This is a genomic window from Microbacterium enclense (genome assembly GCF_001456955.1).
GTDB lineage: Bacteria > Actinomycetota > Actinomycetes > Actinomycetales > Microbacteriaceae > Microbacterium > Microbacterium enclense.
In genome coordinates this window covers 104,562-130,670 of the sequence record NZ_KQ758473.1, presented here as the reverse complement: position 1 = coordinate 130,670, position 26,109 = coordinate 104,562, and the positions used below count along the sequence as shown (strand labels likewise).

The window sequence follows — 26,109 nt, the reverse complement described above, 5'->3', positions numbered from 1 at the left end:
GACGGCGGACGTCGCACCGGTCACCGGCGACGACACCGCCGGCGCGGCATCCGGATCGCTCGTCACGCGAGGTCCTCGGCGGTGTTGACGAGGGTGCGGGCCGAGATCGCACCCGTGATGCGGGCGACGGCCTCATCGACGGGGATGCCGTTGAGTTGCGTGCCGTCGCGGAAGCGGAACGAGACCGTGCCGTTCGAGCGGTCCTGCTCGCCGGCGATCAGCATGAGCGGCACCTTCTGCGTGGTGTGCGTGCGGATCTTCTTCTGCATGCGGTCGTCGCTGTGGTCGGCCTCGGCACGCACGCCCTTGGTCTTCAGATCCGCGACGATGTCCTGCAGGTAGTCGCCGTACTCGGCCGCAACCGGCACGGCCACCACCTGGACGGGGGCGAGCCACACCGGGAAGGCGCCCGCATAGTGCTCGAGCAGGATCGCGAAGAAGCGCTCGACGGAGCCGAAGAGGGCGCGGTGGATCATGACCGGGCGGTGCTTCTCGCCGTCGGGGCCGGTGTACTCGAGTTCGAAGCGCTCGGGCTGGTTGAAGTCGAGCTGAATGGTCGACATCTGCCACGTACGGCCGATCGCATCGCGCGCCTGCACCGAGATCTTGGGGCCGTAGAACGCCGCCCCGCCCGGGTCGGGCACGAGCTCGAGACCCGACGCCTCGGCCACCTCGCGCAGCGTGTCGGTGGCCTCGGTCCAGAGGGTGTCGTCGCCGATGAACTTCGGGTTGCCCTCCTCCTTGGTCGACAGCTCGAGGTAGAAGTCGTTCAGGCCGTAGTCGCGGAGCGTCTGCAGCACGAAGTCGAGGCTGTGGGTGAGCTCGCCCTTGACCTGGTCGGCCGTGACGTAGATGTGCGTGTCGTCCTGGGTCATGCCGCGCACCCGGGTGAGACCCGCGAGCGTGCCGCTCTTCTCATAGCGGTAGACCGATCCGAACTCGCTCAGGCGCAGGGGCAGCTCACGATAGCTGCGGCCTCGCGACCGGAAGATCAGGTTGTGGAACGGGCAGTTCATGGGCTTCAGGTAGTACTCCTGGCCCTCGCGCGACACGTGCCCGTCGGCATCCACGACCTCGTCGAGCACCATCGGGGGGTACATGCCGTCGGCGTACCACTGCAGGTGGCCGCTGGTCATGAACAGGTCGCCCTTGGTGATGTGCGGGGTGTTGACGACCTCGTAGCCGCTCGCGAGCAGGCGCTCGCGCATGTAGCGCTCGATCTCGTAGCGGATGATGCCGCCCTTGGGGTGGAACACCGAGAGTCCGGGGCCGATCTCGTCGGGGAACGAGAACAGGTCGAGTTCTTTGCCGAGCTTGCGGTGGTCGCGCTTGGCGGCCTCTTCGAGGCGGTGCTGGTAGGCGCGCAGCTCGTCTTTCGTGGGCCAGGCGGTGCCGTAGATGCGCTGCAGCTGCGGGTTCTTCTCGCTGCCGCGCCAGTACGCACCGGCGACGCGCGTGAGGTCCCACCCGTTGCCGATGAGGCGCGTGCCGGGCACGTGGGGTCCGCGGCACAGGTCTTTCCACGCGGTTTCGCCGTCACGGGTGACGTTGTCGTAGATCGTCAGCTCACCGGCGCCGACCTCGACCGACGCACCCTCGGCGGCTTCGGCCGAGCCGCCCTTGAGCCCGATCAACTCGAGCTTGAACGGCTCGTCGGCGAGCTCGGCACGGGCCTCGTCGTCGGTGACGACACGGCGCACGAACCGCTGGTTCTCGCGGACGATGCGCTCCATCTCTTTCTTGATGACCTTGAGGTCGTCGGGGGTGAAGGGCTCGTCGACCTGGAAGTCGTAGTAGAAGCCGTCGGTGACGGGCGGACCGATACCGAGGTTCGACTGGGGCTTGACACGCTGCACGGCCTGCGCGAGCACGTGCGCCGTCGAGTGCCGCAGGATCGCCAGTCCGTCGGCGCTGTCGATCGTGACCGGCTCGACGGCGTCGTCGGCGGTCACGGTCGTGGCCAGGTCTTTCAGCTCTCCGTTCACGCGCAGCGCGACGACCGAACGGTCGGGGAAGAGGGCGAAGCCATCGGCGGGGAAATCAGTCACAGCACATCTCCTGAAGGGGTCGATTCCAGGCTACCGGGCGGGCATGGTCTCGTTTCGCACGGCACGTGCCCCATAGTGGAGCGGTGACTCTGGCCATCATCGGCGGCGTGCTCTGGATTCTCGGGATCGTCGCGCTGCTCACCGGCACCCTCCCCGCGGACGAGGCTCTCGCGGTCGCCGATCGCGTCTGGCCCATCCTGCTGTTCGTCGTGGCCGTCACGGTCGTGGCCGAACTGGCATCCAAGGCGGGGCTCTTCGACGTCGTCGCCGCGCGCCTGGCCCGCATCGCGCGCGGCCGCACGGTGTGGCTCTGGGTGCTCGTGGTGGGCCTGGCCACGGTGGCGACGGCGTTCCTCTCGCTCGACACCACCGCGGTGCTGCTCACGCCGGTGGTCGTCTCGATGGCGGTGGCGCGAAAGCTCGATCCGCTGCCGTTCGCGTTCGTCACGGTGGTGCTGGCGAACACCGCCTCGCTCGTACTCCCGGTGTCGAACCTCACCAACCTGCTGGCATCCGAGGACCTGGGCGGGGGCCACGATCCGATCGCCTTCCTCGCCCTGCTCGGGCCGTCGGCGCTCATCGCGATCGTGGTGTCGGTCGTCGTGCTGACGGTGGCGTTCCTGCGCAAGCTGCCGACGTCGTATCCGGATGCCGCCCCGCCCGCCGTCTCAGATCCCCTCCTGCTCCGCGTCTCGGGGGTGGTGACGCTGGCGTTGCTGCCTCTGCTCGTGGTCGGGCTCGAACCATGGATGCCGGCCCTCGGCGCGGCCGTCGTGCTCGTGGCCGTGTTCGCGTGGCGCGCGCCGCGGGCTCTCGGCATCCGGCTCGTCCCCTGGTCGCTGCTGGTCTTCGCGGGCGGGCTGTTCCTGGCCGTCGGAGCGCTCGAGTCGCTCGGCATCGGGCAAGTCACCGCGGTGCTGGCCGGCACGGGTGAGGACCTCCCCTCGCTCTGGCAGCTCGCGGGGGTCGGCGCTCTCGCTGCCAACGGCATCAACAACCTCCCCGCCTATCTCGCCCTGGAGTCGGTCGCGGGCTCCCCCGCGCGCCTCGCGGCCCTGCTCGTCGGGGTCAACGCCGGCCCCATCGTCACCCCGTGGGCGTCGCTGGCGACGCTGCTGTGGCACGACCGGCTGGTCGCCGCCGGCGTCGAGGTGAAGTGGAGCCGATTCATCGTGCTGGGCGCCGTCATCGCCCCGCTCATCCTCCTGCTGGGCGTGCTGCCGCTCGCCCGCTGACGCGGACGGTGAACGGTCGACGCGCGTGTCAGTCCTCGTAGGTGCGCGCCCAGGCCTTGCGCGGTTCGATGAACCAGACGGCGAGACCCTCGCGCATCCCGTAGGGGGCACCGGTGTAGAGCGCCGAGATGCGGTCGACGTACGGAAGGGCGTCGTCGCCGTCGACCCGCTCTACGGCGTCCCCGCGGACGAACGCCATCGCGTAGGGGTTGTCGGCGCCGGTGACCGAGATGGCCACGCGAGGGTCGCGACGCAGGTTCCGGTCCTTCAGCGTGTCGGCCTCGGTGAAGATCATGAGCCGCTCCCCCTCGACCCCCACCCACAGGGGGATCGAGTGCGGAGACCCGTCGCGCATGAGGGTCGCGAGGTGCGCGACGGCATCCGTCTCGAAGAAGGGCTTGGCCTGCGTCCACTCGGTCATGACCGTGTCAACCGCGACGGACGCCGGGAATTCCCGCTCACGCCTGCGACGCCGGCACCTGTTCGTTCGGGACCTCGCGGAACACCATCTCATCGCGCCGGGAACTCTCCCGCGGAGCGAACTCGTCGGGCTCCGGGATGACGTACAGCCCCCGACCCGAGTTGGCGTTGTACGTCAGCGCGTGAAGCCATGCGGCGCTCATCTGCGGTGATCGGCTGCCGTGGTACTTGAACACGAGCGACACGTTGGGGTGGATGTAGACCGTGGTGCGCCCGCCGCCGGTGCTCAGGTCGTCCTTCCACGTGAAGGGGAAGCTCTCGCCTCGACGGACCTTCGCCATGATGACCGCCTGCAGGTGAGCGAGGAGCCGGTCTTCGAAATCGACCTTGACGTCACCGTCGTAGATGAACTTGCCCATGACGCCTCCATCGGGCCGCCGCCGTGTGCGCATCTCCAGGCGAGAATTCGAACGCGGAACTCGGGGGCGTCGACCGCTGTCTTGTCTGTACTGTCTCGCGGACGCACGGCGGTGGCAAACCCCCTTGCGGGGGTATCGCTTCGCGGATAGGGCGCTTCGTTCGGCGGTGGAGAAACTACGGGGTGCGCGAGATGCGGATGATGACGCGATCTCCGGGCTTGCGCTGCAGGCGCCGCACGAGGGCCTCGACTCCCAGGATGGCTCGGTACTGAAACCCGTACTTGCGGCGCAGCGCCGTGTCGGCGCGCGCATCGGCGGTGGCGGGACCCGCGATGCGGCCGGTGGCCTCGACGGTGATCGCGTCCGGCTCGACCGCCCCCATACGGCTGCACGGGCGGAGCGTCACGCGGCCGTCGTTGCGAAGGCGTTTGACCTTGCCCGTCGCTCGTTCGCTGGTGACGACGAGCTCATCACCGTCGCGCGCGACCCACACCGGCACGGCGACGAGAGCGCCGTTGCGTCGGTAGGTACCGAGGGAGATGAACGGGGATGCCCCGATCTCGCGCCACAGGGTGTCGGGAACCGTCATGGCGCTCAGATTACTGCGCCACCGCCGGGCGTCGGACCGCCGCGCGAGGAGTGTCCCGACCACCGCACCGGGTGAGCGTCAACGACGGCGCAAGGAACGCGCAAGAGCGTGGCAAGGATCGATCCAGGACCGGTTTCCGCGCACGTGCGTCCTCTACGTTCGTGGTGTCCCCGCCGCACGGTCAGACCCCACACCCGTTCCAGCAGCGGCGGGGACGATTCTTCCCCCGCGGGATAGAGGTTCTCCGACCCCACGGCCTGCTCCGCCGCCGTCGACCGCTTCACGAGGAAGTGAATCGGCCGGGCGCGCGTCGAGCCGCACACCGTGCACGGCTCGCTCGCTGCGTGCCGCAGCTATGCACAAGCTCAACATCGTGTGAAGACCCGACCAAGATGTGCGATTTCATGTCCCCCATTTGGCGGACATGGGTTACCTTTTATCTGTCCCCGCCGCCAGGCACTCCGCAGCCCCCCTTACTGGCGGCGGGGGCGACCACTCTCTCGCAGGCCCCCGCCGCGGAGATCGAGTGAGGCGGACGAAGGCCGCCGCCGCCGGGCCCGGCCGCGGCGATCTCGTGAGGCGGCCGAGTCGCGTCACCGCCGACCCCTGCAAAGCCCGCGCGACGCCCCGGAACGCCGTCGCCGCCGGCCTCGACGGGAACGACCGCGCGGCACGGCGGGACCCCGTCGACGGAAGCCGCGTCGAAGGCGCGCAGGCCGCCGGGTCGGGCCCGCGTTCGGCCCCTGCATGTTTCCCCGAACCTGAGATGCACACAATGTCGAACACGGGTGGGTCGATGCAGAGAACATGCAGAACGCGTCCGACATCCCCCGTCTGCGGTAGGGGTCAGTGATGCCTGCGCCCCGTGGCGGCTGAACAGGAGACGTCGCACGCACGGGCTCCCGCGAGCGGCGACAGCGCCGGGGCGGCGGCGGGAACGAAAAAACCCCCGGCATGCCGGGGGTCTCATTCGGTGCGCGATACTGGGATCGAACCAGTGACCTCTTCCGTGTCAGGGAAGCGCGCTACCGCTGCGCCAATCGCGCCTATACAGGCTGTTCTGTTGTGAGGTGAGGTGGCGACGGGATTCGAACCCGTGTAAACGGCTTTGCAGGCCGGTGCCTAGCCGCTCGGCCACGCCACCGTGTGTGGTTCGACCCACGTGTCGTGATCGTCCGTCGGTTTCCCTGACGGAGATCCCTCCACTCGAGCGGATGACGAGACTCGAACTCGCGACCCCAACCTTGGCAAGGTTGTGCGCTACCAACTGCGCTACATCCGCATTTCGTTCCCGGGGCTTGCCCCGAGCACTCGTAAGACATTACCCGATCTGGGCGGACACGCAAAACCACGCGCGGCCCGGGTGTGTCTTGCGTGCATGGTCGGAACCACCTCTCGGCATCCGGTACGATCGTTGAGTCCCACACGGGATGCGGGCGATTGGCGCAGTTGGTAGCGCGCTTCCTTCACACGGAAGAGGTCATCAGTTCGAGTCTGGTATCGCCCACCTCAGAAGCCCCCGGTCCGCCGGGGGCTTCGTCGTTCCACGGCCGGAAGCGGCCGTAGCGCGCGACGCGCCGGCTCTCGCCATGTCTCGGGGCGAGGTCGGCATCCGCTCAGGCGCGCGCCCACCCGTACCGTGCCGCCAAGGCCGCGGCCACCGCGTCGAAGCGCTTGCGGTCGAGGGCTGCGGCCTCGCGACGCATGCCCGCGTCGTGCACGAGGTAGAGCTGCTCGATGTCGACCCACGAGGGGCGGCGCTGCGGATCCCACTCCCCCGTGCCGAGCGCGAGGTACTGCCGGTCACCGTCGTGCGGCTTGCTGGTCAGGCGCACGGCGTACGAGTGCGTGGCATCCGCTCGTCCGATCACGAGGACGGGGCGGTCCTTGCCGCGGCCGTCGCGCTCCTCGTACGGCACCCACGTCCACACGATCTCGCCGCCGTCGGGGGCGTTGTCGCGCTCGGGGGCATACGACAGCGTCAGGCGCCGCGGGGGGTCGATTTCGACGGTCTCCGCCTGAGACACGGCGGGCGGTCGTTGCGAGGGCTCCCGCGGCACGACACGGGGCGTCTGCGTTCGAGTCCGCTGCGCGGGCCCCGTGGGCGGCGCGGAGGGGCGCAGGAGGCCCAGGACGGCGGAGAGGAGTCGTGACGCGGTTCCCATACCGCCACCCTAGACACGACGAACGGGGCGCCACCGACGAATCGGTGACGCCCCGTTCGGGGTGGAGCGGGTCAGCCGCGGGTGTCGGAGAGCACGTAGCCCTCTTCACCGTGCACGACGGTGTCGATACCGGCGATCTCGTCTTCGTTCTTGACGCGGAAGCCGATCGTCTTCTCGACCGCGAAGCCGATGACGAAGGCGAGCACGAACGAGTAGACGAGAACCGTGAAGGCGGCGATGGCCTGTACGAGCAGCTGGTTGATCGAGCCGCTCTCGATGAGGCCCGTACCCCGGGCGAAGATGCCGAGGTAGAGCGTTCCGATGAGACCACCGACGAGGTGGATGCCGACCACGTCGAGCGAGTCGTCGAAGCCGAGCTTGAATTTCAGCTCGATCGACAGGGCGCAGACGGCACCGGCGATCAGGCCGAGCACGATCGCCCAGATGGGGTCGAGGGAGGCGCAGGCGGGAGTGATGGCGACGAGACCCGCGACCGCACCCGAGGCGGCGCCGACCGAGGTCGGCTTGCCGTCCTTGATCTTCTCGACGATTAGCCACGCGAGAAGTGCCGCAGCGGGAGCGGCGATGGTGTTGACGAACGCCAGGGCGGCGGTGTTGTCGGCGGCGAGCTCGGAGCCGGCGTTGAAGCCGAACCAGCCGAACCACAGGAGCCCTGCGCCGAGCAGCACGAAGGGCGGGTTGTGGGGGACGTGCGCGCCCTTCTGGAAGCCGACGCGCTTGCCGAGCACCAGGGCGAGCGCGAGGGCTGCGGCACCGGCGTTGATGTGCACCGCGGTACCACCGGCGAAGTCGATCGCGCCGACGCCGAAGACGTCCTGCAGACCGTGGGTGATCCAGCCGCCGTAGGCGAACGAGCCGTCCTCGGCGAGACCGAAGTTGAAGACCCAGCTGGCGACGGGGAAGTACACGACCGTGGCCCAGATGGCCGCGAAGACCATCCACGCGCCGAACTTGGCACGGTCGGCGATGGCGCCCGAGACCAGGGCGACGGTGATGATGGCGAACGTCGCCTGGAAGGCCACGAACGCGAGCGGCGGATAGGCCGCACCCTCGGGCGCCTCAAGCGCGCCGGTCAGGCCGAGGTTGGCGAAGTCGATCGTCCAGGGCACCTGCGTCGCACCCTCGTCGGTCGCGGGGAAGGCGATCGAGTAGCCGTAGAGCACCCACAGCACGCCCATCAGGCCCATGGCGCCGAAGCTCATCATCATCATGCTGATGACGCTCTTGGCCTTCACCAGACCGCCGTAGAAGAACGCGAGTCCTGGCGTCATCAGCAGCACGAGGGCGGCTGCTATCAGGATGAATGCGGTGTTGCCTTGATCCATCTCGGAGGGAACCTCTCTGCAGGGACGCAGGTAAAGCGTCGGGTCCCCTCAGTGTTCCGACCCCCGGTTACCGCCGCCGTTCGCCTCGTGTTTCGAGCACGTTACAGCGACCTCACGGAGGTAAACATCGCGTTTCGCGAAACTGGATGCCACTGATGAGCGGGTCAAGAATGCGTGAGAGCCACCATGCGCGAGACCGCACGGAGGTACTTCTTGCGATACCCGCCGGCGAGCATCTCGTCGCTGAAGACGCTGCTCAGCGGCACACCGGTGGCGCGCATCGGGATCTGCGCGTCGTAGGCCCGATCGACGAAAGCCACGAGGCGCAGCGCCGCCGACTGGTCGTGCAGCACCTGCACGTCGCGCAGGCCGATGGTGGTGACACCGTCGATCAGGCGGATGAAGCGCGAGGGGTGCACCCGCGCGAGATGCCCCACCAGATCGGAGAACGCATCATCGGATGCCACTCCCCCGCCGGACGCGGCATCCATCTCGCGTCGGTACTCGTCGTCGCTCAGCACACGTGCGGCGCCGTCGATGGCGCGTTGACGGTAGTCGGTCCCGTCGATGCGGATGGTGCGGAAGCTGTCGGCCATCGACTGGATCTCGCGCAGGAAGTCCTGCGCGGCGAAGCGTCCCTCGCCGAGGGCATTGGGCGGGGTGTTCGAGGTGGCGGCGAGACGCGTTCCGGATGCCACGAGCTCGCCGAGCAGGCGCGTCATGACCATCGTGTCGCCCGGGTCGTCGAGCTCGAACTCGTCGATGCACAGCAGATCGGAGCCGCGGAACAGCTCGACCGCCTTGGCGTAGCCGAGCACGCCCACGAGGGCGGTGTACTCGATGAACGACCCGAAGTATTTCCGACGGGCGGGCATGGCGTGGTAGATCGACGCGAGCAGGTGGGTCTTGCCGACGCCGAAGCCGCCGTCGAGATAGACGCCGGGCTTGACCGGCGCCACCTTCTCGGCCCGGCGGAAGAAGCCGCCCTTCTTCGCCGGGGCGGCCTGTGTGCCCGCGAACGCCTGCAGCAGCTCCTTCGCCTCCTGCTGCGAGGGGTAGGCGGCATCCGCCCGGTACGACTCGAAGGTGGCCCCGTCGAACTGCGGCGGGGGCACCAGGGCGCTGACCATCTCGGCGCCCGTGACCGCCGGCTCGCGCTCGGTGAGGTGGATGAGCCCTGTCGTGGCGGGAGTCGAAGTCATGGCCGTCCTGTGTCCGAGTCTTACAAGAGGGTGCGTGCCCCGACGCGGCGGATCTAGGGTCGAAGGTGCGGTGTCCAGCCTATGCCGCCGCATCCATCGCCCCGACCGAGGAGAACCCCGTGACCGTCGAGTTCGACACCACCTCGTCCAAGTTCGCCGCGTACGCCGAGCCGGGCCGGCTCGTGACCGGGGAGTGGCTGCAGGAACGTCTCGGCCAGCCCGGTCTCGTCGTGGTCGAGTCCGACGAAGACGTGCTCCTCTACGAGACGGGTCACATCCCGGGTTCCGTCAAGGTGGACTGGCACACCGAGCTGAACGACCCCGTCGTGCGCGATTACGTCGACGGCGCGGGCTTCGCGAAGCTGCTGAGCCGGAAGGGCATCTCGCGCGACGACACCGTCGTGATCTACGGCGACAAGAACAACTGGTGGGCCGCATACGCCCTGTGGGTGTTCTCGCTCTTCGGCCACGAAGACGTGCGCCTGCTCGACGGCGGCCGCGACAAGTGGATCGCCGAGGGGCGTCCGCTCACCACCGACAAGACCGACGTGACGCCGACCGACTACCCCGTCGTCGAACGCGACGACTCGGTCCTGCGCGCCTACAAGGACGACGTGCTCGCCCACCTCGGCAACCCGCTCATCGACGTCCGTTCCCCCGAGGAGTACTCCGGTGAGCGCACCACCGCCCCCGCCTACCCCGAAGAGGGGGCGCTGCGGGCCGGTCACATCCCGAGCGCGCAGAGCGTCCCGTGGGGCAAGGCCGTGGCCGAGGACGGCGGTTTCAAGTCGCGCGAAGAACTGGATGCCATCTACCGCGACGGCGCGGGCCTCGCCGACGGCGACAAGATCGTCGCCTACTGCCGCATCGGCGAGCGTTCGAGCCACACGTGGTTCGTGCTCAAGCACCTTCTCGGCTTCGACGACGTGCGCAATTACGACGGCTCGTGGACCGAATGGGGCAGCGCGGTGCGGGTGCCCATCGTCTCGGGCTCCGAGCCCGGCGAGGTTCCCGGCCGCTGAGCCCTTGGCCGAGCCGGTCGGCCGGGGGCGTGGGAGGATGACGGGGATGTCCGACAACGCCCTCCCCGCCCGTCTAACCGAGATCCGCGACGAGTTCCTCGAGCTCGACGAACCGGATCGCCTCCAACTGCTGCTCGAGTTCTCGCAGGAGCTGCCCGAGGTGCCCGAGGAGTACGCCGACCACCCCGAGCTGCAGGAACGCGTGGCCGAGTGCCAGTCGCCGGTGTTCATCATCGTCACGGTCGACGCCGACGAGACCGTGGCCATGCACGCGACTGCCCCGGCCGAGGCTCCGACCACGCGCGGGTTCGCGAGCATCCTCGCGCAGGGACTGACCGGATTGAGTGCCGATGAGGTGCTCGCCGTGCCCGACGACTTCCCGCAGAGCATCGGGCTCACGCGCGCCGTGAGCCCGTTGCGCATCGCCGGCATGACGGGGATGCTGATGCGCGCGAAGCGCCAGGTGCGCGCCAAGCGCGCGGCCTGACGCCCCTGTCACCGACAGTTCGGCCGGCATGAAAGCGCCGGGAGACCGGCATCCGGCATCAGGTGCGAGCGAAGCCGCGCGTGCGCATCCAGTCGGTGATGGCGGCGACCCAGCGCGTCTCGTCGTAGTTCCAGAGCTTCGTGTGGCGGGCGACCTGGAACGTCTCCATCGTGACGAGGTCGGTCCGTGCCGCGGCGAGGGCGTGCGACGCGTCGGAGGGCACGAACCCGTCGTCGTCGCTGTGGAGCACGAGGATCGGATGCCGCAGCTCGCGCGCGCGAGCGACGCCGTCGAGCCGGTCGAGCGGGATCGGCTCCCCGCTGCCCAGGACGGTCGCCCCCCAGTTCGAGGCGATCGCGTTCTGCGCGACGGCGACGACGGGCGCGGGCAACCGCAGGAGGCGTCCGTGGAAGCGCAGCACGGTGCGCCAGTCGACGACGGGGGATTCCAGCACGAGTCCCGCGATGACGTCGGCGTGCGGCGATTCGAGCGCCGCCTGCAGGGCGAGGGCGCCGCCCATCGACCAGCCCATGAGCACCACTCGCCGAGCGCCTCGGCGGCGCGCGTAACCGATCGCGGCATCGACGTCGCGCCATTCCGTCGCACCGAGGGCGTACGTGCCCGAGGCGCTCTTGGGAGCCTCTCCGTCGTTGCGGTACGACACGACGAGGCTCGTGATCCCCAGGTCGTGGAAGACGGGGACCGCGCGCAGCGTCTCGGCCTTCGTCGTCCCCCGCCCGTGCACCTGGATCACCCACACGTCGGTGTCGTCGGCGGCCGGGAACTCCCAGGCCGGGCACGGGCCGACCCCGGTGTCGATCTCGACCGAGCGGAACGGGCGGTGCAGATCGCCGGGCCGGTCGTAGTACCAGCCGCTGAACGCCGCCTCGGGAGCGAGGTCGCCGTCGGCGGCGACATGGGTGAGCAGCTTGCGGGTGACGGTGTCGTCGTCGCCGCCCACGATCGACCCGAGTCGCAGATAACCGTGCGAGCCGACCGTGAACAGGCCGTAGCGACCGGGCAGTTCCGTATCGGGCGTGCGCGTCAGGGTGATGGTCTGCGCGGCGGCATCCAGACCGACGATGCGGGTGTCGGGCAGACGCCCGGCGGGCCGGACCACGGTGCGGGCCATGCGCAGCGACACGGCACCGAGGGCCGCCGAGGAGGCGGCCAGGGCGACTCCGAGGATCGAGAGCGCGACCTGGATGCCGGCGGTGCGGCGCTGCGTTGCGCGAGCACCTGCGGCGCGCCTGGGACCGTTCATCGAGGCCTCACTCTAGTCTGTGGCCGTGAGTGACCAGCGCCCGGCGGAGGCCGCCAGCCCCTTCGCGCGGGCCGCCGCGGAGATGCGCGCCACGACCTTCCGCGACGACCTGGTGGTGCGCGAGATCCCCTCCCCCGCCGGTCTCGCACCGTTCTCGCTCGCGCTGGCCGCCGACGTCCGCCCCGAGGAGCACGCGACGGACTCGCCCTTCGGCACGGGGCGCTTCATCCTGCTGCACGATCCCGAGGAGCCGGAGCCCTGGGGCGGTGCATGGCGCGTCGTCTGTTTCGCACAGGCGCCTCTGGAGCCGGAGATCGGCGTCGACCCCCTGCTGGCCGAGGTCGCCTGGTCGTGGCTCATCGATGCGCTGGACTCGCGCGGTGCCGAGCGCCACTCCGAATCGGGCACCGCCACCAAGACCCTCTCGACCGGCTTCGGCGCGCTCGCCGCGCAGGGCGAGGGCTCGCAGATCGAACTTCGCGCGTCATGGTCGCCGCGCGGTCCCTTCCGCCCGCACCTCGAGGCGTGGGCGGAGCTCGTGTGCATGCTCGCCGGTCTCCCCCCGGGGTCGGAGGGCGTCGCTGTTCTCGGAGCCCGGAGGCCCACGCGTGGTTGAGTACATCGTCATCGAGGATGCCGAGGGCTTCCTCGCCGCCTGCGACACCCTGGCCGCGGGGAGCGGCCCGGTCGCGGTCGACGTCGAGCGGGCGTCGGGCTTTCGGTACTCGCAGCGCGCGTACCTGATCCAGGTGTTCCGCCGGGGAGCCGGTGTCTTCCTGTTCGACCCGTCGACCATCGAGGACTTCGCCCCGCTGCAGGCGGCGATCGGCGACACCGAATGGGTGTTCCACGCGGCCAGCCAAGACCTGCCGTCGCTGAGGGAGCGGGGGCTCGAGCCGCCGTCGATCTTCGACACCGAGCTGGGCTCGCGTCTGCTCGGTCACGAGCGCGTGGGCCTCGGCGCCGTCGTGGAGCAGACGCTCGGGATCACCCTGGCGAAGGCGCACTCGGCCGCCGACTGGTCGACGCGCCCGCTGCCGGCCTCCTGGCTCGAGTACGCCGCCCTCGACGTGGAGCATCTGATCGACGTGCGCGACGTGCTCGCCGCCGAGCTCGACGAGCAGCGCAAGACGCAGTTCGCCCGCGAGGAGTTCCAGGCCGTCCTCGACCGCCTGCCGAAGCCCGCTCGCGACGACCCCTGGCGCCGCCTGAGCGGGCTGCACGCGGTGCGCGGGCGTCGTGCCCTCGCCGTCGCCCGCTCGCTGTGGCAGGCCCGCGAGGACTTCGCCCGCGAGCAGGACGTCGCCCCGGGCCGCCTCGTGCCCGACCGCGCGCTGGTCGCGGCGGTGCTGGCCGATCCTGCGAGCAAGCAGGCGCTGGCCGGGGTGAAGGATTTCAACGGGCGCGCGAGCCGCACGCAGCTCGACCGCTGGTGGAATGCGATCGTGGCCGGCCGTGAGTCGACGGAGCTTCCCCCCGACCGCGTGCCGAGCGACACCCTGCCGCCCCCGCGGGCCTGGGCCGATCGCAATCCCGACGCCGACCGCCGGCTCAAGGCGGCCCGCCCGGCCGTCGAGGCGCGGGCGGAAGAGCTCCGGATGCCGACCGAGAACCTGCTGACGCCCGAGACGCTGCGTCGTGTGGCGTGGGCGCCGCCGGCGGAGATCTCGGCGGAGTCGGTCGGTGCCGCCCTCGCCGAGCTCGGAGCACGACCCTGGCAGGTTGAGCAGACTGCACAGGTGATCGCGGATAGCTTTGTAGCTTCCCTCAACACCGTCGATGAGGCGCCTGCCACGGATTCGTAGGTTCGGACAACCGATTCTTCGGCGCGAAACCGCCTTCCTAGGCTGGGTCCATCCCCAACACAGGAGGCAGAGTGGCCGAGATGACGGACGTCTTCTTCGTCGACGGAATGCGCACACCCTTCGGGCGCGCCGGCGAAAAGGGCATGTACTGGAACACCCGCGCCGATGACCTGGTGGTCAAGGCGATCATCGGGTTGATGGAGCGCAACGGCGACGTGCCGAAGGACCGGATCGACGACGTGGCGATCGCCGCGACCTCGCAGACCGGCGACCAGGGGCTGACCCTGGGGCGCACCGCCGCCATCCTCGCGGGGCTGCCGATGACGGTGCCGGGCCTCGCGATCGAGCGCATGTGTGCCGGCGCCATGACGAGCGTCACCACGATGGGCGCGTCGATCGGCGTCGGCATGTACGACCTCGCGCTCGCGGGCGGCGTCGAGCACATGGGGCGCCACCCCATCGGAGGGAACGTCGACCCCAACCCCCGTTTCGTGGCCGAGAAGCTCGTCGACCCGGGCGCGCTGAACATGGGCGTCACGGCCGAGCGCATCCACGACCGATTCCCCCACCTCACCAAGGAGCGCGCCGACCGCTTCGGCGTCGCCAGCCAGCACAAGGTGCAGGCGGCGTATGAGGCCGGCAAGATCCAGCCCGACCTCGTCCCGGTCGCCGTGAAGAACGCCGAAGGCGCGTGGGGCCTCGCCACCGAGGACGAGGGCCGCCGCCCCGAGACCACGCTCGAGGGCCTTGCAACGCTCAAGACGCCGTTCCGCCCGCACGGTCGCGTGACCGCGGGGACCTCATCGCCCCTCACCGACGGGGCGACGATCAGCCTGCTCGCCGGCGCCGATGCCGTGAAAGAGTTCGGTCTCGCGCCCAAGATGCGCATGGTCTCGTTCGCCTTCGCCGGCGTCGAACCCGAGATCATGGGCATCGGCCCGATCCCGTCGACCGAGAAGGCCCTGAAGAAGGCCGGCCTGACGATCGACGACATCGGTCTGTTCGAGCTCAACGAGGCCTTCGCCATCCAGGTGATCTCGTTGCTCGATCACTTCGGCATCGCGGATGACGACCCGCGCGTGAACCCCTGGGGCGGTGCGATCGCGCTGGGCCACCCGCTCGCGGCATCCGGTGTGCGCCTGATGATCCAGCTCGCCGCGCAGTTCGCCGAGCGACCCGACGTGCGCTACGGCCTGACGGCCATGTGCGTCGGCCTCGGCCAGGGTGGCTCGGTGATCTGGGAGAACCCGTTCTTCGACGGAAAGAAGAAGCGCAAGTGACCGACTACTCGACCATCGACTTCTCGCCCCTCGACGCCCTCGCCGGCGACGAGGTCGTCACCCACTCCCCCGTCCGCGACGTGCGGCTGCCCTCGGGCAACGTGCTCGCGCTCATCACGCTCGACAACGGCCGTGACCACACGCGGCCCAACACCCTCGGACCCGCGACCCTCGCTGAGCTCGGGCGCACGCTCGAGACGCTGAAGCAGCGCGCGGCCGCGGGCGAGATCCACGCGGTCGCGGTCACCGGCAAGCAGTACATCCTGGCCGCGGGCGCCGACCTCTCCGACGTGGCGAAGCTGCCGTCGAAAGAGGTTGCGCGGCTCATCGCGCAGCGCGGGCACCAGGTGATCGGCTCGCTGTCGGAGCTGGGCGTGCCCTCGTTCGCGTTCGTGAACGGCCTCGCCCTCGGCGGCGGCCTCGAGATCGCGCTGAACTCGACCTACCGCACGGTCGACGCCTCCGCCGCGGCGATCGCCCTACCCGAGGTGTTCCTCGGCATCATTCCCGGCTGGGGCGGCGCCTACCTGCTGCCGAACCTCATCGGCATCGAGAACGCGCTCGAGGTCGTGATCTCGAACCCGCTCAAGCAGAACCGCATGCTCAAGCCGCAGCAGGCATTCGACCTCGGGATCATGGATGCCATCTTCCCGGCGGCCAGCTACCTCGAGGACTCGCTGCGGTGGGCAGACGGAGTGCTGACCGGTCGCGTCCGCGTCGAGCGCAAGAACGTGCCGGGCAAGCTCGAGCGCCTCACCAAATGGCCCATCGCCATCAAGATGGCCCGGGGCATGCTCGAGTCGAAGATCGGCACCGTCCCCCGGTCCCCCTACGTCGCCCTCGACCTGCTCGACAAGGCGAAGAGCGGCACGAAGGCCGAGGGCTTCGCGCGCGAGGACGAGGCGCTGGCCGACCTCATCACGGGCGACCAGTTCGCGGCATCCATGTACGCGTTCGACCTCGTGCAAAAGCGCGCGAAGCGTCCGGTCGGCGCCCCCGACAAGGCGCTCGCGAAGAAGGTGACCAAGGTCGGCGTGATCGGCGCGGGGCTCATGGCGTCGCAATTCGCGCTGCTGTTCCTTCGCAAGCTCCGCGTGCCCGTGATCATCACCGACCTCGATCAGGGCCGCGTCGACAAGGGTGTGGCATCCATCCACGAGGAGATCGGCAAGCTCGAGGCGAAGGGCCGCCTGGACGGCGACACCGCCAATCAGCTGCGCGCCCTCGTGCACGGCACGACCGACCGCAACGAGTTCGCGGACTGCGACTTCGTCATCGAGGCCGTGTTCGAAGAGGTCGGGGTCAAGCAGGAGGTGTTCTCGGCCATCGAGAAGATCGTCGCCGACGATGCGGTCCTCGCGACCAACACCTCGTCGCTCTCGGTCGCCGAGATCGGCTCGGTGCTGCAACACCCGGAGCGCCTGGTCGGTTTCCACTTCTTCAACCCGGTCGCGGTCATGCCGCTCATCGAGGTCGTGAAGACGGATGCCACGTCGGACGCGGCCCTGTCCACCGCCTTCGTCGTCGCGAAGGGCCTGGGCAAGAACGCGGTGCTCACCGCCGATGCCCCGGGCTTCGTCGTGAACCGTCTCCTGGCGAAGGTCATGGGCGAGGCGGCGCGCGCTGTGTACGAAGGGACGCCGATCGCGACGGTGGAGAAGGCGTTCGCGCCCCTCGGACTGCCGATGGGTCCGTTCCAGCTCATCGACCTGGTCGGCTGGAAGGTCGCCGCCCACGTGCAGGACACGATGGCGCGCGCGTTCCCCGACCGGTTCTTCTCGTCGGAGAACTTCCACGAGCTCGCCGCTCTGCCCGAGGTCGTCGAGAAGGACAAGGGCGGCCGGGTGACCGGGTGGACCAAGGCCGCGCAGCAGGTGCTCGTGACCGGCAAGACGCCGGTCGCTCCCGAGACGATCCTCGCGCGCGTGCAGGACGGCCTCGCGCAGGAGATCAAGATCATGCTCGACGAGGGCGTGGTCCCCGAGGTGCAGGACATCGACCTGTGCCTCATCCTCGGCGCGGGCTGGCCCTTCATCGACGGTGGGGCCTCGCCCTACCTCGATCGTGAGGGGGCGTCGGAGCGCGCCTTCGGCGACACCTTCCACCACCCGCCCATTCGGGGCATCGGCGGCTGACCCCGCTCGCCGCGCGGCGCCGCTCCTTCGGGGGCGGCGCCGCCGTCGTTCACCCGGCCCTCGTCACGAGAACAGGCCGGTGCGCCGAGAACAGGGCGACGCCAGCTGCCTCGGCCTGTTGTCGTGGCATCCCCTGTTCTAGTCGCGGGGCCGCGGAGACGGGCGGAAGATTCGACCGGTCACGAGAACAGGCGGAGGTTCGACCGGTCACCAGAACAGGCCGGTGCGCCGAGAACAGGGCGACGCCAGCTCATTCGGCCTGTTCTCGTCGCATCCCCTGTTCTGGTGACACCCCCTGCCCCGGCCGCGGGGCCGCAGAGCGGGCGAAAGGTTCGACCCGTCGCGAGAACAGGACGGTGCGCCGAGGCCAGCTGATCCGGCCTGTTTCGTGGCGTCCCCCGCTTTGGTCGCGGGGCCGCAGAAACGGGCGGAAGGTTCGACCGGTCACGAGAACAGGCCGGTGCACCGAGAACAGGGCGATAACGGCCGCATCGGCCTGTTTTCGTGGCATCCCCTGTTCTCATGACTTCTGGTGACGGGCGCGCGCGAAGATCGGGCCGGGATGACGGCATCCCGGCCCGATCGTCAGCGGCTCAGGGGCGCGACTTCTCCCATTCCTCGATCGTGGGGATCGAGCCGGTCGGCGTCTGCCGCGCGACGGGGATGCGGGTACCCAGCACCTGGGCGACGACGTCGTGGGCGATCTTGGATGCCGTCAGTCCGGCGTCTTCGAGGATCTGCTCGCGCGTGGCGTGGTCGATGAACTCGTCGGGGATGCCGAGCTCGTCGACGGCCGTGTCGACGCCGGCCTCGCGCAGCACCTGGCGCACGCGCGTTCCGACGCCGCCGACGCGGATGCCGTCTTCGATGGTGATGACGAGGCGGTGCTCGCGGGCGAGGTCGACGATCGACGGCTGCACCGGGATCGCCCAGCGCGGGTCGATGACGGTCGCCCCGATCCCCTGCGCGCGGAGCCGCTCGGCGACGTCCATCGCGAGGTGCACCATCGGGCCGATGCCGATGAGCAGGACGTCTTCTCCGCCGCCGCGTGCGAGCACATCGACGCCGTCGGACAGGCGTTCGATCGCCTCCAGGTCGGCGGGCACCTTGCCCTTGGGGTAGCGCACGACCGTGGGCGCGTCTTCCACGGCGGTCGCCTCACGGAACTCCTCGCGCAGGCGCGCGGCGTCGCGGGGGGCGGCGATCCGGATGCCGGGAACGAGCTGCAGCATCGCCAGATCCCAGATGCCGTGGTGGCTCGGGCCGTCGGGGCCGGTGACGCCGGCGCGGTCGAGCACGAAGGTGACGCCGGCCTTGTGCAGCGCGACATCCATCATCACCTGGTCGAACGCGCGGTTCATGAAGGTCGCGTAGATCGCGACGACCGGGTGCAGGCCACCGAAGGCGAGGCCGGCGGCGGATGCCACGGCGTGCTGCTCGGCGATGCCGACGTCGTACACGCGCTCGGGGAAGCGCTCGGCGAACTGCTGCAGACCGGTGGGACGCAGCATCGCCGCGGTCATCGCGATCACGTCGTCGCGCTCGGCGCCGACCGTCACGAGTTCTTCGGCGAAGACGTCGGTCCACTGCAGTCCACCGCCCGCACCGAGGGCTTCGCCCGTGATCGGGTCGATCTTGCCGACGGCGTGGAATTGGTCGGCCTCGTCGCTCATGGCCGGGGCGTACCCGCTGCCCTTGTCGGTGATCGCGTGCACGATCACCGGAGCCCCGTACGATTTCGCCAGCTCCAAGGTCTCGATGAGCGATTCGAAGTCGTGTCCGTCGATGGGGCCGAGGTACTTGATGTCGAGGTTGCTGTAGAGCGCCTCGTTGTTGGTGAAGCGCGACAGGAAGCCGTGCGTTCCGCCGCGCACACCCCGATAGACCGCTCGCGCGGCCGGCCCGAGACGACGGAAGAGCGTGTCGGAGCCGCGGTGCAGCGTGCGGTAGGCGTCATTGGTGCGCACGCGATTGAGGTAACGCGCCATGCCGCCGATCGTGGGGGCGTAGGAGCGGCCGTTGTCGTTGACGACGATGACGAGGTTGCGGTCGTTGTCGTCGCTGATGTTGTTCAGCGCCTCCCACGTCATGCCGCCCGTGAGAGCGCCGTCACCGACGACGGCGACGACATGACGGTCACGACGCCCCGTACGGCTGAACGCGCGCGAGACGCCGTCTGCCCAGCTCAGCGAGCTCGACGCGTGCGACGACTCGACGACGTCGTGCTCGCTCTCGGAGCGCTGCGGGTAGCCGGCGAGACCGCCGCGCGAGCGGAGGTCGGAGAAGTCCTGGCGGCCGGTGAGCATCTTGTGCACGTACGACTGGTGGCCGGTGTCGAAGATGATCGGGTCGGACGGCGAGTCGAAGACCTTGTGCAGGGCGATCGTCAGCTCGACGACGCCGAGGTTCGGCCCGAGGTGCCCGCCGGTGCGCGCCACGTTCTCGACGAGGAACGAACGCACCTCGGTGGCCAGCTGACGCAGCTCGTCGGGGGTGAGCGCGTCGAGATCGCGGGGTCCGTGAATGCCGGGCAGGAGAGCCATACGACTCCTCTCGTGCGGTGCGCGCAGACGCCTGCGCGTCTGTCGATTCTAGTCTCGGGGACTGACAACGGCCCGGCAACGGCTTGCGGCGACGGGCGTTCACCGGTCTCTCAGAGGTGGGCACCGGCATCCCCAAACCGTCGCGGGGAGCGCCGCCGTACTCATGCGCGCGCACCGGAGCGATCACCCGCACCGAGAGACGCCGCTCGCACCGAGAAACGCCCCTCGCATCGACAAACGCCGGCAGAGGGCGTTTCTGCGCGCGACGAGCGTTTATCGAGGGGATGCCACGACCCGGCGACGCGCGAGCGCCCGCCCCGACGGGTCGGGACGGGCGCTCGAACGGTTCGGTGGGTCAGACCAGCGAACGCAGCACGTACTGCAGGATGCCGCCGTTGCGGTAGTAGTCGGCCTCACCGGGGGTGTCGATGCGGACCACGGCGTCGAACGTGACGGTCTGCTTGCCCTCGGGCGAGAATTCGCTCGGCTCGGCGGTGACCTTCACGGTCTTGGGCGTGACGCCCTCGTTGAGCTGCTCGAGGCCCTCGATCGAGACGATCTCGGTGCCGTCGAGGCCCAGCGACTTCCAGCTCTCGCCCGCGGGGAACTGCAGCGGCACGACGCCCATGCCGATGAGGTTCGAGCGGTGGATGCGCTCGAAGCTCTCGGTGATGACGGCCTTCACGCCCAGCAGGTTGGTGCCCTTGGCCGCCCAGTCGCGCGACGAACCGGAGCCGTACTCCTTGCCGCCGAAGATGACCAGCGGGGTGCCCTGCGCCTGGTAGTTCTGGCTCGCGTCGAAGATGTACGACTGCGGGCCGCCCTCCTGGGTGAAGTCGCGGGTGTAGCCGCCCTCGACGACCGTTCCGTCGTTGACGGCCGCCGTGAGCTCGTTCTTCAGGCGGATGTTGGCGAACGTGCCGCGGATCATGACCTCGTGGTTGCCACGGCGCGAGCCGTAGGAGTTGAAGTCCTTCTGCGCGACGCCGTGCTCGGTGAGGTACTGGGCGGCGGGGGTGCCCGCCTTGATGTTGCCGGCCGGGCTGATGTGGTCGGTGGTGACCGAGTCGCCCAGCGTCGCCATCACGCGTGCGCCGGTGATGTCGCGCACGGCATCGGGCTGCATGGTCATGCCGTCGAAGTACGGGGCCTTGCGCACGTAGGTGGAGTCGGCATCCCACTCGAAGACCGGACCGGTCGGGGTGGGCAGGTTCTTCCAGCGCTCGTCGCCCTCGAAGACGGTGGCGTACTGCTGGATGAACTGCTCGCGCGAGATCGACGCGTCGATGATGGTCTGCACCTGGTCGGGTGCGGGCCAGATGTCCTTCAGGAAGACGTCGTCGCCGTTCTGGTCCTTGCCGAGCGCGTCGGTCTCGAAGTCGAAGTTCATCGACCCGGCGAGGGCGTAGGCGACCACCAGCGGCGGCGAGGCCAGGTAGTTCATCTTGACGTCGGGGCTGATGCGACCCTCGAAGTTTCGGTTGCCCGAGAGGACGGCCGTGACGGCGAGGTCGTTCTCGTTGATGGCCTCGGAGACCTCTTCGATCAGCGGACCGGAGTTGCCGATGCAGATCGTGCAGCCGTAGCCGACGGTGTAGAAGTCGAGGCCCTCGAGCGCCTTGTCGAGGCCGGACTTCTCGTAGTAGTCGGTGACGACCTTGGAGCCCGGGCCGAGCGTCGTCTTGACCCACGGCTTGCGCTTCAGGCCCTTGTCGACGGCGTTCTTGGCCAGCAGACCCGCCGCGATCATGACCGAGGGGTTCGACGTGTTCGTGCACGACGTGATCGCCGCGAGGGTGACCGCGCCGTTGTCGAGCAGGTAGGACTGGCCCTCGGGCGTGGTGACCTTGACGGGGTTCGACGCGTTGGCGGGGTGACCGGAGGAGATCAGCACCTCGCTCTCGGTCACGTGCTCGTGCTCCTCGCCGGGGACGGAGCCCGGGTCGGATGCCGGGAACGTGCCGTCGACCTCGAGGTCGACGACCGAGTCGGACACCGCGCCGCCGGCGTAGTTCAAGATGTCCTTCTCGAACTGGTTCTTGGCCTCGGACAGCAGGATGCGGTCCTGGGGGCGCTTGGGACCGGCGATCGAGGGGACGACCGTCGAGAGGTCGAGCTCCATGTACTCGCTGAACACGAGCTCACGGTCGGCGTCGTGCCAGAGCTTCTGCTCCTTGGCGTACGCCTCGACGAGGGCGACGGTCTGCTCGTCGCGGCCGGTCAGACGCAGGTAGTCGAGCGTGACGTCGTCGATGGGGAACATCGCGGCGGTCGAGCCGAACTCGGGGCTCATGTTGCCGATGGTGGCGCGGTTGGCCAGCGGCACCGACGCGACGCCCTCGCCGTAGAACTCCACGAACTTGCCGACCACGCCGTGCTTGCGCAGCATGTCGGTGATGGTGAGCACGACGTCGGTGGCGGTGACGCCGGCGGGGATCTCACCCGAGAGCTTGAAACCGACGACGCGCGGGATGAGCATCGACACGGGCTGGCCGAGCATGGCCGCCTCGGCCTCGATGCCGCCGACGCCCCAGCCGAGCACGCCCAGGCCGTTGACCATCGTGGTGTGCGAGTCGGTGCCGACGCAGGTGTCGGGGTAGGCGCGCAGCACGCCGTCGACGGTGCGGTCGTAGATGACCTTGGCCAGGTGCTCGATGTTGACCTGGTGCACGATGCCGGTGCCCGGGGGGACGACCTTGAAGTCGTCGAACGCGGTCTGGCCCCAGCGGAGGAACTGGTACCGCTCGCCGTTGCGCTCGTACTCGATCTCGACGTTGCGCTCGAGGGCGTTCTCGCTGCCGAAGAGGTCGGCGATGACCGAGTGGTCGATGACCATCTCGGCGGGCGAGAGCGGGTTGATCTTGTTGGGGTCTCCGCCGAGGGCGGTGACCGCCTCGCGCATGGTGGCGAGGTCGACGATGCACGGCACACCGGTGAAGTCCTGCATGACCACGCGCGCGGGCGTGAACTGGATCTCGGTGTCGGGGTCTGCCGTGGGCACCCACGAACCGAGGGCCTCGATCTGCTCCTTGGTGACGTTGGCGCCGTCTTCGGTGCGGAGCAGGTTCTCCAGCAGCACCTTGAGGCTGAAGGGGAGCTTCTCGTGACCGGCAACCGTGTCGATACGGAAGATCTCGTAGTCGGTGCTGCCGACTGTCAGGGTGCTCTTGGCACCGAAGCTGTCAACCGTGGACACGATCGTCTCCTTCGTCGGCGAATGCGCAGGCGTCGGCCCGCTGTCGTCCATCTTCCCCGCGTGGCGAGGCCGATTCCAGGAAGGTCGACCTAACCGTACGGGAGGACGGATTTATCTTGATGTCAAGATAATATCAGGACTCTCGCCGAGGCGAGAGAGAACGCACCACGAGCCAGGTCACCGCGAGCATCGGGGCGAACAGCGGCAGGCCCATGACGATCTTCAGCGTGCCCAGCGCGGTGACGTCGCCCGCGAAATACAGCGGAAGCTGCACGATGAGCCGCGCCGCGAACAGCGCCGCCCACGCCAGCGACAGCCACGTGTAGGCCAGACGCTTGCGTCGGTCCGTCCGCCACCGCGTGCCCTCGCCCAGCAGGTAACCCGCGGCCAGCCCGATGAGCGGCCAGCCGATGAGAGCCGAGACGAGGAAGGCGGTGCCATAGGCGCCGTTGGTGAAGAAGCCGAAGACGAAGTTGTCCTGCCCGCGTCCCGTCACGAGCGCGAGCACAGCGGCACCGGCGGTGGCGAGCAGCCCGCCGATCGCGGCGCTCGGCGGCGACTTCGCGATCAGCCGCGCGAGCGTGAAGACGACCGCGAGGCCCACGGACACCCCGAGGCTCAGCCACAGATTGCCCTGGCGCGTCTCGGGGTCGATCGTGAGGGTGAACAGCACGACGAACGCCAGCGACGGCAGCACCGATTCGAGGATGCCGCGCACTCCGCCCATCGCCGACCACACGGCTGCTCCGGTGGAGCCGTGCGCCGCGGGGTCGAGCCCTGCGCGCCGCGCCGCGTTGCCGAGGGCGGCACCCACGCTGTCGGCGGCGGAGGGGGGCTCGAGCGGTACCCGGTCGCCGTCGGGCGCCGGCCTGGTCGCATCGTCGCTCATGCGGTGCCGGGGGTCGCCGGCATCCGGAGCGGGATCAGGTCGCGCGGCGGCATCGGCGATGTACCCCGCACGACGACGATGGAGCGGAACAGGTCTTCGACCGCGGCCGCGGCCTCGATGTCGCTTGTCGCCGCTCCCCCGACGACGCCGCGCAGGAACCATCGCGGACCGTCGACGCCCACGAACCGGGCGAGTCGCTTGGAGGTGGCGTCGGCGCCCCCCGTAACCGGGACCTCGGCGAGCAGCTCGGGGCCGAGCGGACCCTCGCGCTCCTCGACACGGCCGCCCTGCTGCTTCACCTGCTGCCGGATCTGCTCGCGCGTCTCTTCCCAGAGGCCGCTCGTGCGGGGGGCGGCGAAGGGCTGCACCTGCAGCGTCGAGTCGGCGTAGTCGAGACCGACGGCGACGATGCGCTTGGTCTGCTCCTCCACCTCGAGGCGCAGGTTGAGGCCCTCGCGCGGGAGGATCTTGATGCCGCCCAGGTCGATGTAGGGGCGCACCGGGTTCGCCTCGGACTCGTCGAAGGGTCCCGCGCTCTCGCGGTCGGTGGGCGCGCTCTTGACGGGCGGTGCCGCAGGGGCGGCCGCCTGTTCCACCTCGGGGGTGGTCTGCGTCTCGTCGTCGGTCATCGGGTGCTCCCTTGCAGGCTCTGGTATCCGCTCGATCCGAAACCGCCGTCACCGCGCACGCTGTCGGGCAGGTCGTCGACGGGGACGAAGCGCACGGGCGGGACGGGCATCACGATGAGCTGGGCGATGCGGTCTCCGACCGCGATGTCGTAGGCGGCGTCGAGGTCGGTGTTCAGCAGCGCCACCTTGATCTCGCCGCGGTATCCGGCGTCGATCGTCCCCGGCGCGTTGACGATGGTGATGCCGTGCTTGGCCGCCAGGCCGCTGCGGGGCACCACGAAGGCGGCGTAGCCCTCGGGGAGGGCGATGCGTACGCCGGTCGAGACGAGTGCTCGGCGGCCGGGCTCCAGCCGGACGGCTTCGGCAGCCGTCAGGTCGGCGCCGGCGTCGCCCGGGTGGGCGAAGACCGGGGCCTCGGATGCGACAATGAGGACATCCACCGTTTCGGTCACCCCACGAGGGTAATGCAGAAGAGGGGGTGCGGCATCCGCACCGCAGCCGACTACCGCGAGCGTCTCAGCCCGTCTCTGTGGGCCCTGGTCGCCGCCGCCGTGTGCGGACCGATGGCCGCCGTGGTGTTCTCGCCGCTCGACACGACTCTCGCCCTGTTCATCGGCCTGATCGTGTCCGTCGCGATCGTGGCGGGCCTGCTCGCCCTGTCGCCGGTCGTGGAGGTGCGCGACGGCGAGTTGCGCGCGGGACGGGCGCACATCCCGGTCGCACTGCTCGGAACCCCGACCGGCGCCGTCGCGGAGGAGGCCCGGACGGCCCGCGGGAGTGGTCTCGACCGCCGGGCGTGGCACGTCATCCGGGGTGGGATCGACGGGATCGTCGTGGTGCCGGTCACCGACCCCGATGATCCGACACCGTCGTGGGTCATCTCGACCCGCACGCCGGATCGCCTGGTGGCGGCGATCCAGCGCGCTCAGGTCAGGCTGCGCACTCCAGGCAGATGAAGCCGGGGCCGCTCTCCTCTGCGATCTGCGAGCGGTGCTTCACGAGGAAGCAGCTCATGCAGGTGAACTCGTCCTCCTGAGCGGGGAGGACGACGACGTCGAGCTCGATGTCGGAGAGGTCGGCGCCGGGCAGTTCGAAGCCCGAGGGGTTGTCGGCATCCTCGTTGTCGATCGACCCCGACGCCTTGTCGGGCACGCGCTCCTTGAGGGCCTCGATCGACTCGCTGTCGTCCTCGGTCTTGCGCGGTGCGTCGTAATCGGTTGCCATGCGTGCAGGTCTCAACTTCCGGAATTCGTGGTGCGTGCCCCATCGGGTGCCCGATCGGGCGGCCATAGTTTGCATGACACGTCTGCGATAAGCAAATGCTCTTGCAGGCGTGTGCGTGTCGGGTCAGGCGTGAAACTCGCGGCGCGCCCGCGATATTCCCCGAAGCGTGCCGCGCGCATGTCAGCATGGGCGCTGACCGCAGATCGGAGGG

22 protein-coding genes and 4 tRNA genes are annotated in these 26,109 nt (G+C 69.4%); 9 read left to right on the top strand and 17 right to left on the bottom strand.

Annotation, left to right across the window (positions count from 1 at the left end; all coding sequences use genetic code 11):
- Positions 1-62: 62 nt before the first annotated feature.
- Positions 63-2,048: a threonine--tRNA ligase gene (gene thrS / locus AS029_RS13955; RefSeq protein WP_175456669.1), complete on the bottom strand. Its 1,986-nt coding sequence runs from the start codon at positions 2,046-2,048 to the stop codon at positions 63-65.
- A gap of 83 nt (positions 2,049-2,131) precedes the next feature.
- Between thrS and AS029_RS13950 the strand changes: the two genes are divergently transcribed.
- Positions 2,132-3,283, top strand: a complete 1,152-nt coding sequence (locus AS029_RS13950) for an SLC13 family permease (protein WP_139168128.1) — start codon at positions 2,132-2,134, stop codon at positions 3,281-3,283.
- Positions 3,284-3,311: 28 nt separating this feature from the next.
- On the opposite strand, the gene AS029_RS13945 is transcribed toward AS029_RS13950, so the two are convergent.
- From AS029_RS13945 to AS029_RS13920, 6 genes are all read right to left on the bottom strand, one after another.
- On the bottom strand, positions 3,312-3,704 hold the full coding sequence (locus AS029_RS13945) for a TIGR03618 family F420-dependent PPOX class oxidoreductase (protein WP_058233198.1): 393 nt from the start codon (positions 3,702-3,704) through the stop codon (positions 3,312-3,314).
- A 37-nt stretch (positions 3,705-3,741) separates the two neighbouring features.
- Positions 3,742-4,122: a DUF7882 family protein gene (locus tag AS029_RS13940; RefSeq protein ID WP_058233197.1), complete on the bottom strand. Its 381-nt coding sequence runs from the start codon at positions 4,120-4,122 to the stop codon at positions 3,742-3,744.
- Positions 4,123-4,297: 175 nt separating this feature from the next.
- Positions 4,298-4,711, bottom strand: a complete 414-nt coding sequence (locus AS029_RS13935) for a PPOX class F420-dependent oxidoreductase (protein WP_058233196.1) — start codon at positions 4,709-4,711, stop codon at positions 4,298-4,300.
- Between the two features lie 974 nt (positions 4,712-5,685).
- Positions 5,686-5,757 (bottom strand) — tRNA-Val (locus tag AS029_RS13930).
- Between the two features lie 27 nt (positions 5,758-5,784).
- Positions 5,785-5,855 (bottom strand) — tRNA-Cys (locus tag AS029_RS13925).
- A gap of 65 nt (positions 5,856-5,920) precedes the next feature.
- A tRNA-Gly gene (locus AS029_RS13920) sits at positions 5,921-5,993 on the bottom strand.
- A 152-nt stretch (positions 5,994-6,145) separates the two neighbouring features.
- On the opposite strand from AS029_RS13920, the gene AS029_RS13915 reads away from it, so the two are divergent.
- Positions 6,146-6,218 (top strand) — tRNA-Val (locus tag AS029_RS13915).
- A 109-nt stretch (positions 6,219-6,327) separates the two neighbouring features.
- On the opposite strand, the gene AS029_RS13910 is transcribed toward AS029_RS13915, so the two are convergent.
- The 3 genes from AS029_RS13910 to zapE all read right to left on the bottom strand — a co-directional run bounded on the left by AS029_RS13910 (position 6,328) and on the right by zapE (position 9,424).
- Positions 6,328-6,876 carry a type II toxin-antitoxin system PemK/MazF family toxin gene (locus tag AS029_RS13910; protein WP_058233195.1) on the bottom strand — a complete coding sequence of 183 codons (549 nt, stop codon included), beginning with the start codon at positions 6,874-6,876 and terminating at the stop codon, positions 6,328-6,330.
- Positions 6,877-6,947: 71 nt separating this feature from the next.
- Positions 6,948-8,222 carry an ammonium transporter gene (locus tag AS029_RS13905; RefSeq protein WP_058233194.1) on the bottom strand — a complete coding sequence of 425 codons (1,275 nt, stop codon included), beginning with the start codon at positions 8,220-8,222 and terminating at the stop codon, positions 6,948-6,950.
- Positions 8,223-8,386: 164 nt separating this feature from the next.
- Positions 8,387-9,424, bottom strand: a complete 1,038-nt coding sequence (gene zapE / locus AS029_RS13900) for a cell division protein ZapE (protein WP_058233193.1) — start codon at positions 9,422-9,424, stop codon at positions 8,387-8,389.
- Between the two features lie 119 nt (positions 9,425-9,543).
- Here zapE and AS029_RS13895 point away from each other — a divergent pair, with 119 nt between their 5' ends.
- Together AS029_RS13895 and AS029_RS13890 are read left to right on the top strand one after the other, a co-directional pair.
- The gene (locus AS029_RS13895) at positions 9,544-10,446 is read left to right on the top strand and encodes a sulfurtransferase (RefSeq protein WP_058233192.1); all 903 of its coding nucleotides are present in this window, start codon (positions 9,544-9,546) and stop codon (positions 10,444-10,446) included.
- A gap of 46 nt (positions 10,447-10,492) precedes the next feature.
- Complete coding sequence (locus AS029_RS13890; protein ID WP_175456668.1) at positions 10,493-10,933, top strand: SufE family protein; 441 nt, start codon at positions 10,493-10,495, stop codon at positions 10,931-10,933.
- Positions 10,934-10,991: 58 nt separating this feature from the next.
- Here the strand turns inward: AS029_RS13890 and AS029_RS13885 are convergent, their stop codons facing one another.
- A complete protein-coding gene (locus tag AS029_RS13885; protein WP_058233190.1) occupies positions 10,992-12,197 on the bottom strand; it encodes an alpha/beta hydrolase family protein in 1,206 nt (401 codons plus the stop codon).
- A gap of 82 nt (positions 12,198-12,279) precedes the next feature.
- Here AS029_RS13885 and AS029_RS13880 point away from each other — a divergent pair, with 82 nt between their 5' ends.
- The 4 genes from AS029_RS13880 to AS029_RS13865 all read left to right on the top strand — a co-directional run bounded on the left by AS029_RS13880 (position 12,280) and on the right by AS029_RS13865 (position 17,417).
- Complete coding sequence (locus tag AS029_RS13880; protein WP_058233189.1) at positions 12,280-12,813, top strand: DUF3000 domain-containing protein; 534 nt, start codon at positions 12,280-12,282, stop codon at positions 12,811-12,813.
- Positions 12,806-14,002 (top strand): ribonuclease D, encoded by a 1,197-nt coding sequence (locus tag AS029_RS13875; RefSeq protein WP_058233188.1) that lies wholly within the window; start codon positions 12,806-12,808, stop codon positions 14,000-14,002. Before AS029_RS13880 ends, AS029_RS13875 begins: the two co-directional genes overlap by 8 nt.
- A 71-nt stretch (positions 14,003-14,073) precedes the next feature.
- Positions 14,074-15,282, top strand: coding sequence for a thiolase family protein (locus AS029_RS13870; protein WP_058233187.1), 1,209 nt, complete (start codon positions 14,074-14,076; stop codon positions 15,280-15,282).
- On the top strand, positions 15,279-17,417 hold the full coding sequence (locus AS029_RS13865) for a 3-hydroxyacyl-CoA dehydrogenase NAD-binding domain-containing protein (RefSeq protein ID WP_058233186.1): 2,139 nt from the start codon (positions 15,279-15,281) through the stop codon (positions 17,415-17,417). The genes AS029_RS13870 and AS029_RS13865 overlap by 4 nt, the downstream gene beginning before the upstream one ends.
- A 593-nt stretch (positions 17,418-18,010) precedes the next feature.
- Here AS029_RS13865 and dxs read toward each other — a convergent pair.
- The 5 genes from dxs to dut form a co-directional block, all read right to left on the bottom strand.
- Positions 18,011-19,960: a 1-deoxy-D-xylulose-5-phosphate synthase gene (gene dxs / locus AS029_RS13860; protein WP_058233185.1), complete on the bottom strand. Its 1,950-nt coding sequence runs from the start codon at positions 19,958-19,960 to the stop codon at positions 18,011-18,013.
- Positions 19,961-20,315: 355 nt separating this feature from the next.
- Positions 20,316-23,156: an aconitate hydratase AcnA gene (gene acnA, locus AS029_RS13855; RefSeq protein ID WP_058233270.1), complete on the bottom strand. Its 2,841-nt coding sequence runs from the start codon at positions 23,154-23,156 to the stop codon at positions 20,316-20,318.
- 133 nt (positions 23,157-23,289) lie between these two features.
- On the bottom strand, positions 23,290-24,045 hold the full coding sequence (locus AS029_RS13850) for a DUF3159 domain-containing protein (protein WP_058233184.1): 756 nt from the start codon (positions 24,043-24,045) through the stop codon (positions 23,290-23,292).
- The gene (locus AS029_RS13845; protein ID WP_058233183.1) at positions 24,042-24,674 is read right to left on the bottom strand and encodes a DUF3710 domain-containing protein; all 633 of its coding nucleotides are present in this window, start codon (positions 24,672-24,674) and stop codon (positions 24,042-24,044) included. Before AS029_RS13845 ends, AS029_RS13850 begins: the two co-directional genes overlap by 4 nt.
- Positions 24,671-25,126 (bottom strand): dUTP diphosphatase, encoded by a 456-nt coding sequence (gene dut / locus AS029_RS13840; RefSeq protein WP_058233182.1) that lies wholly within the window; start codon positions 25,124-25,126, stop codon positions 24,671-24,673. Before dut ends, AS029_RS13845 begins: the two co-directional genes overlap by 4 nt.
- A 12-nt stretch (positions 25,127-25,138) precedes the next feature.
- Here dut and AS029_RS13835 point away from each other — a divergent pair, with 12 nt between their 5' ends.
- Complete coding sequence (locus AS029_RS13835) at positions 25,139-25,630, top strand: DUF3093 domain-containing protein (protein WP_058233181.1); 492 nt, start codon at positions 25,139-25,141, stop codon at positions 25,628-25,630.
- On the opposite strand, the gene AS029_RS13830 is transcribed toward AS029_RS13835, so the two are convergent.
- Entirely contained in the window at positions 25,605-25,898 is a 294-nt protein-coding gene (locus AS029_RS13830) for a DUF4193 domain-containing protein (protein ID WP_058233180.1), read from the bottom strand. The two genes, AS029_RS13835 and AS029_RS13830, sit on opposite strands and share 26 nt — an antisense overlap.
- Between the last annotated feature and the right edge of the window lie 211 nt (positions 25,899-26,109).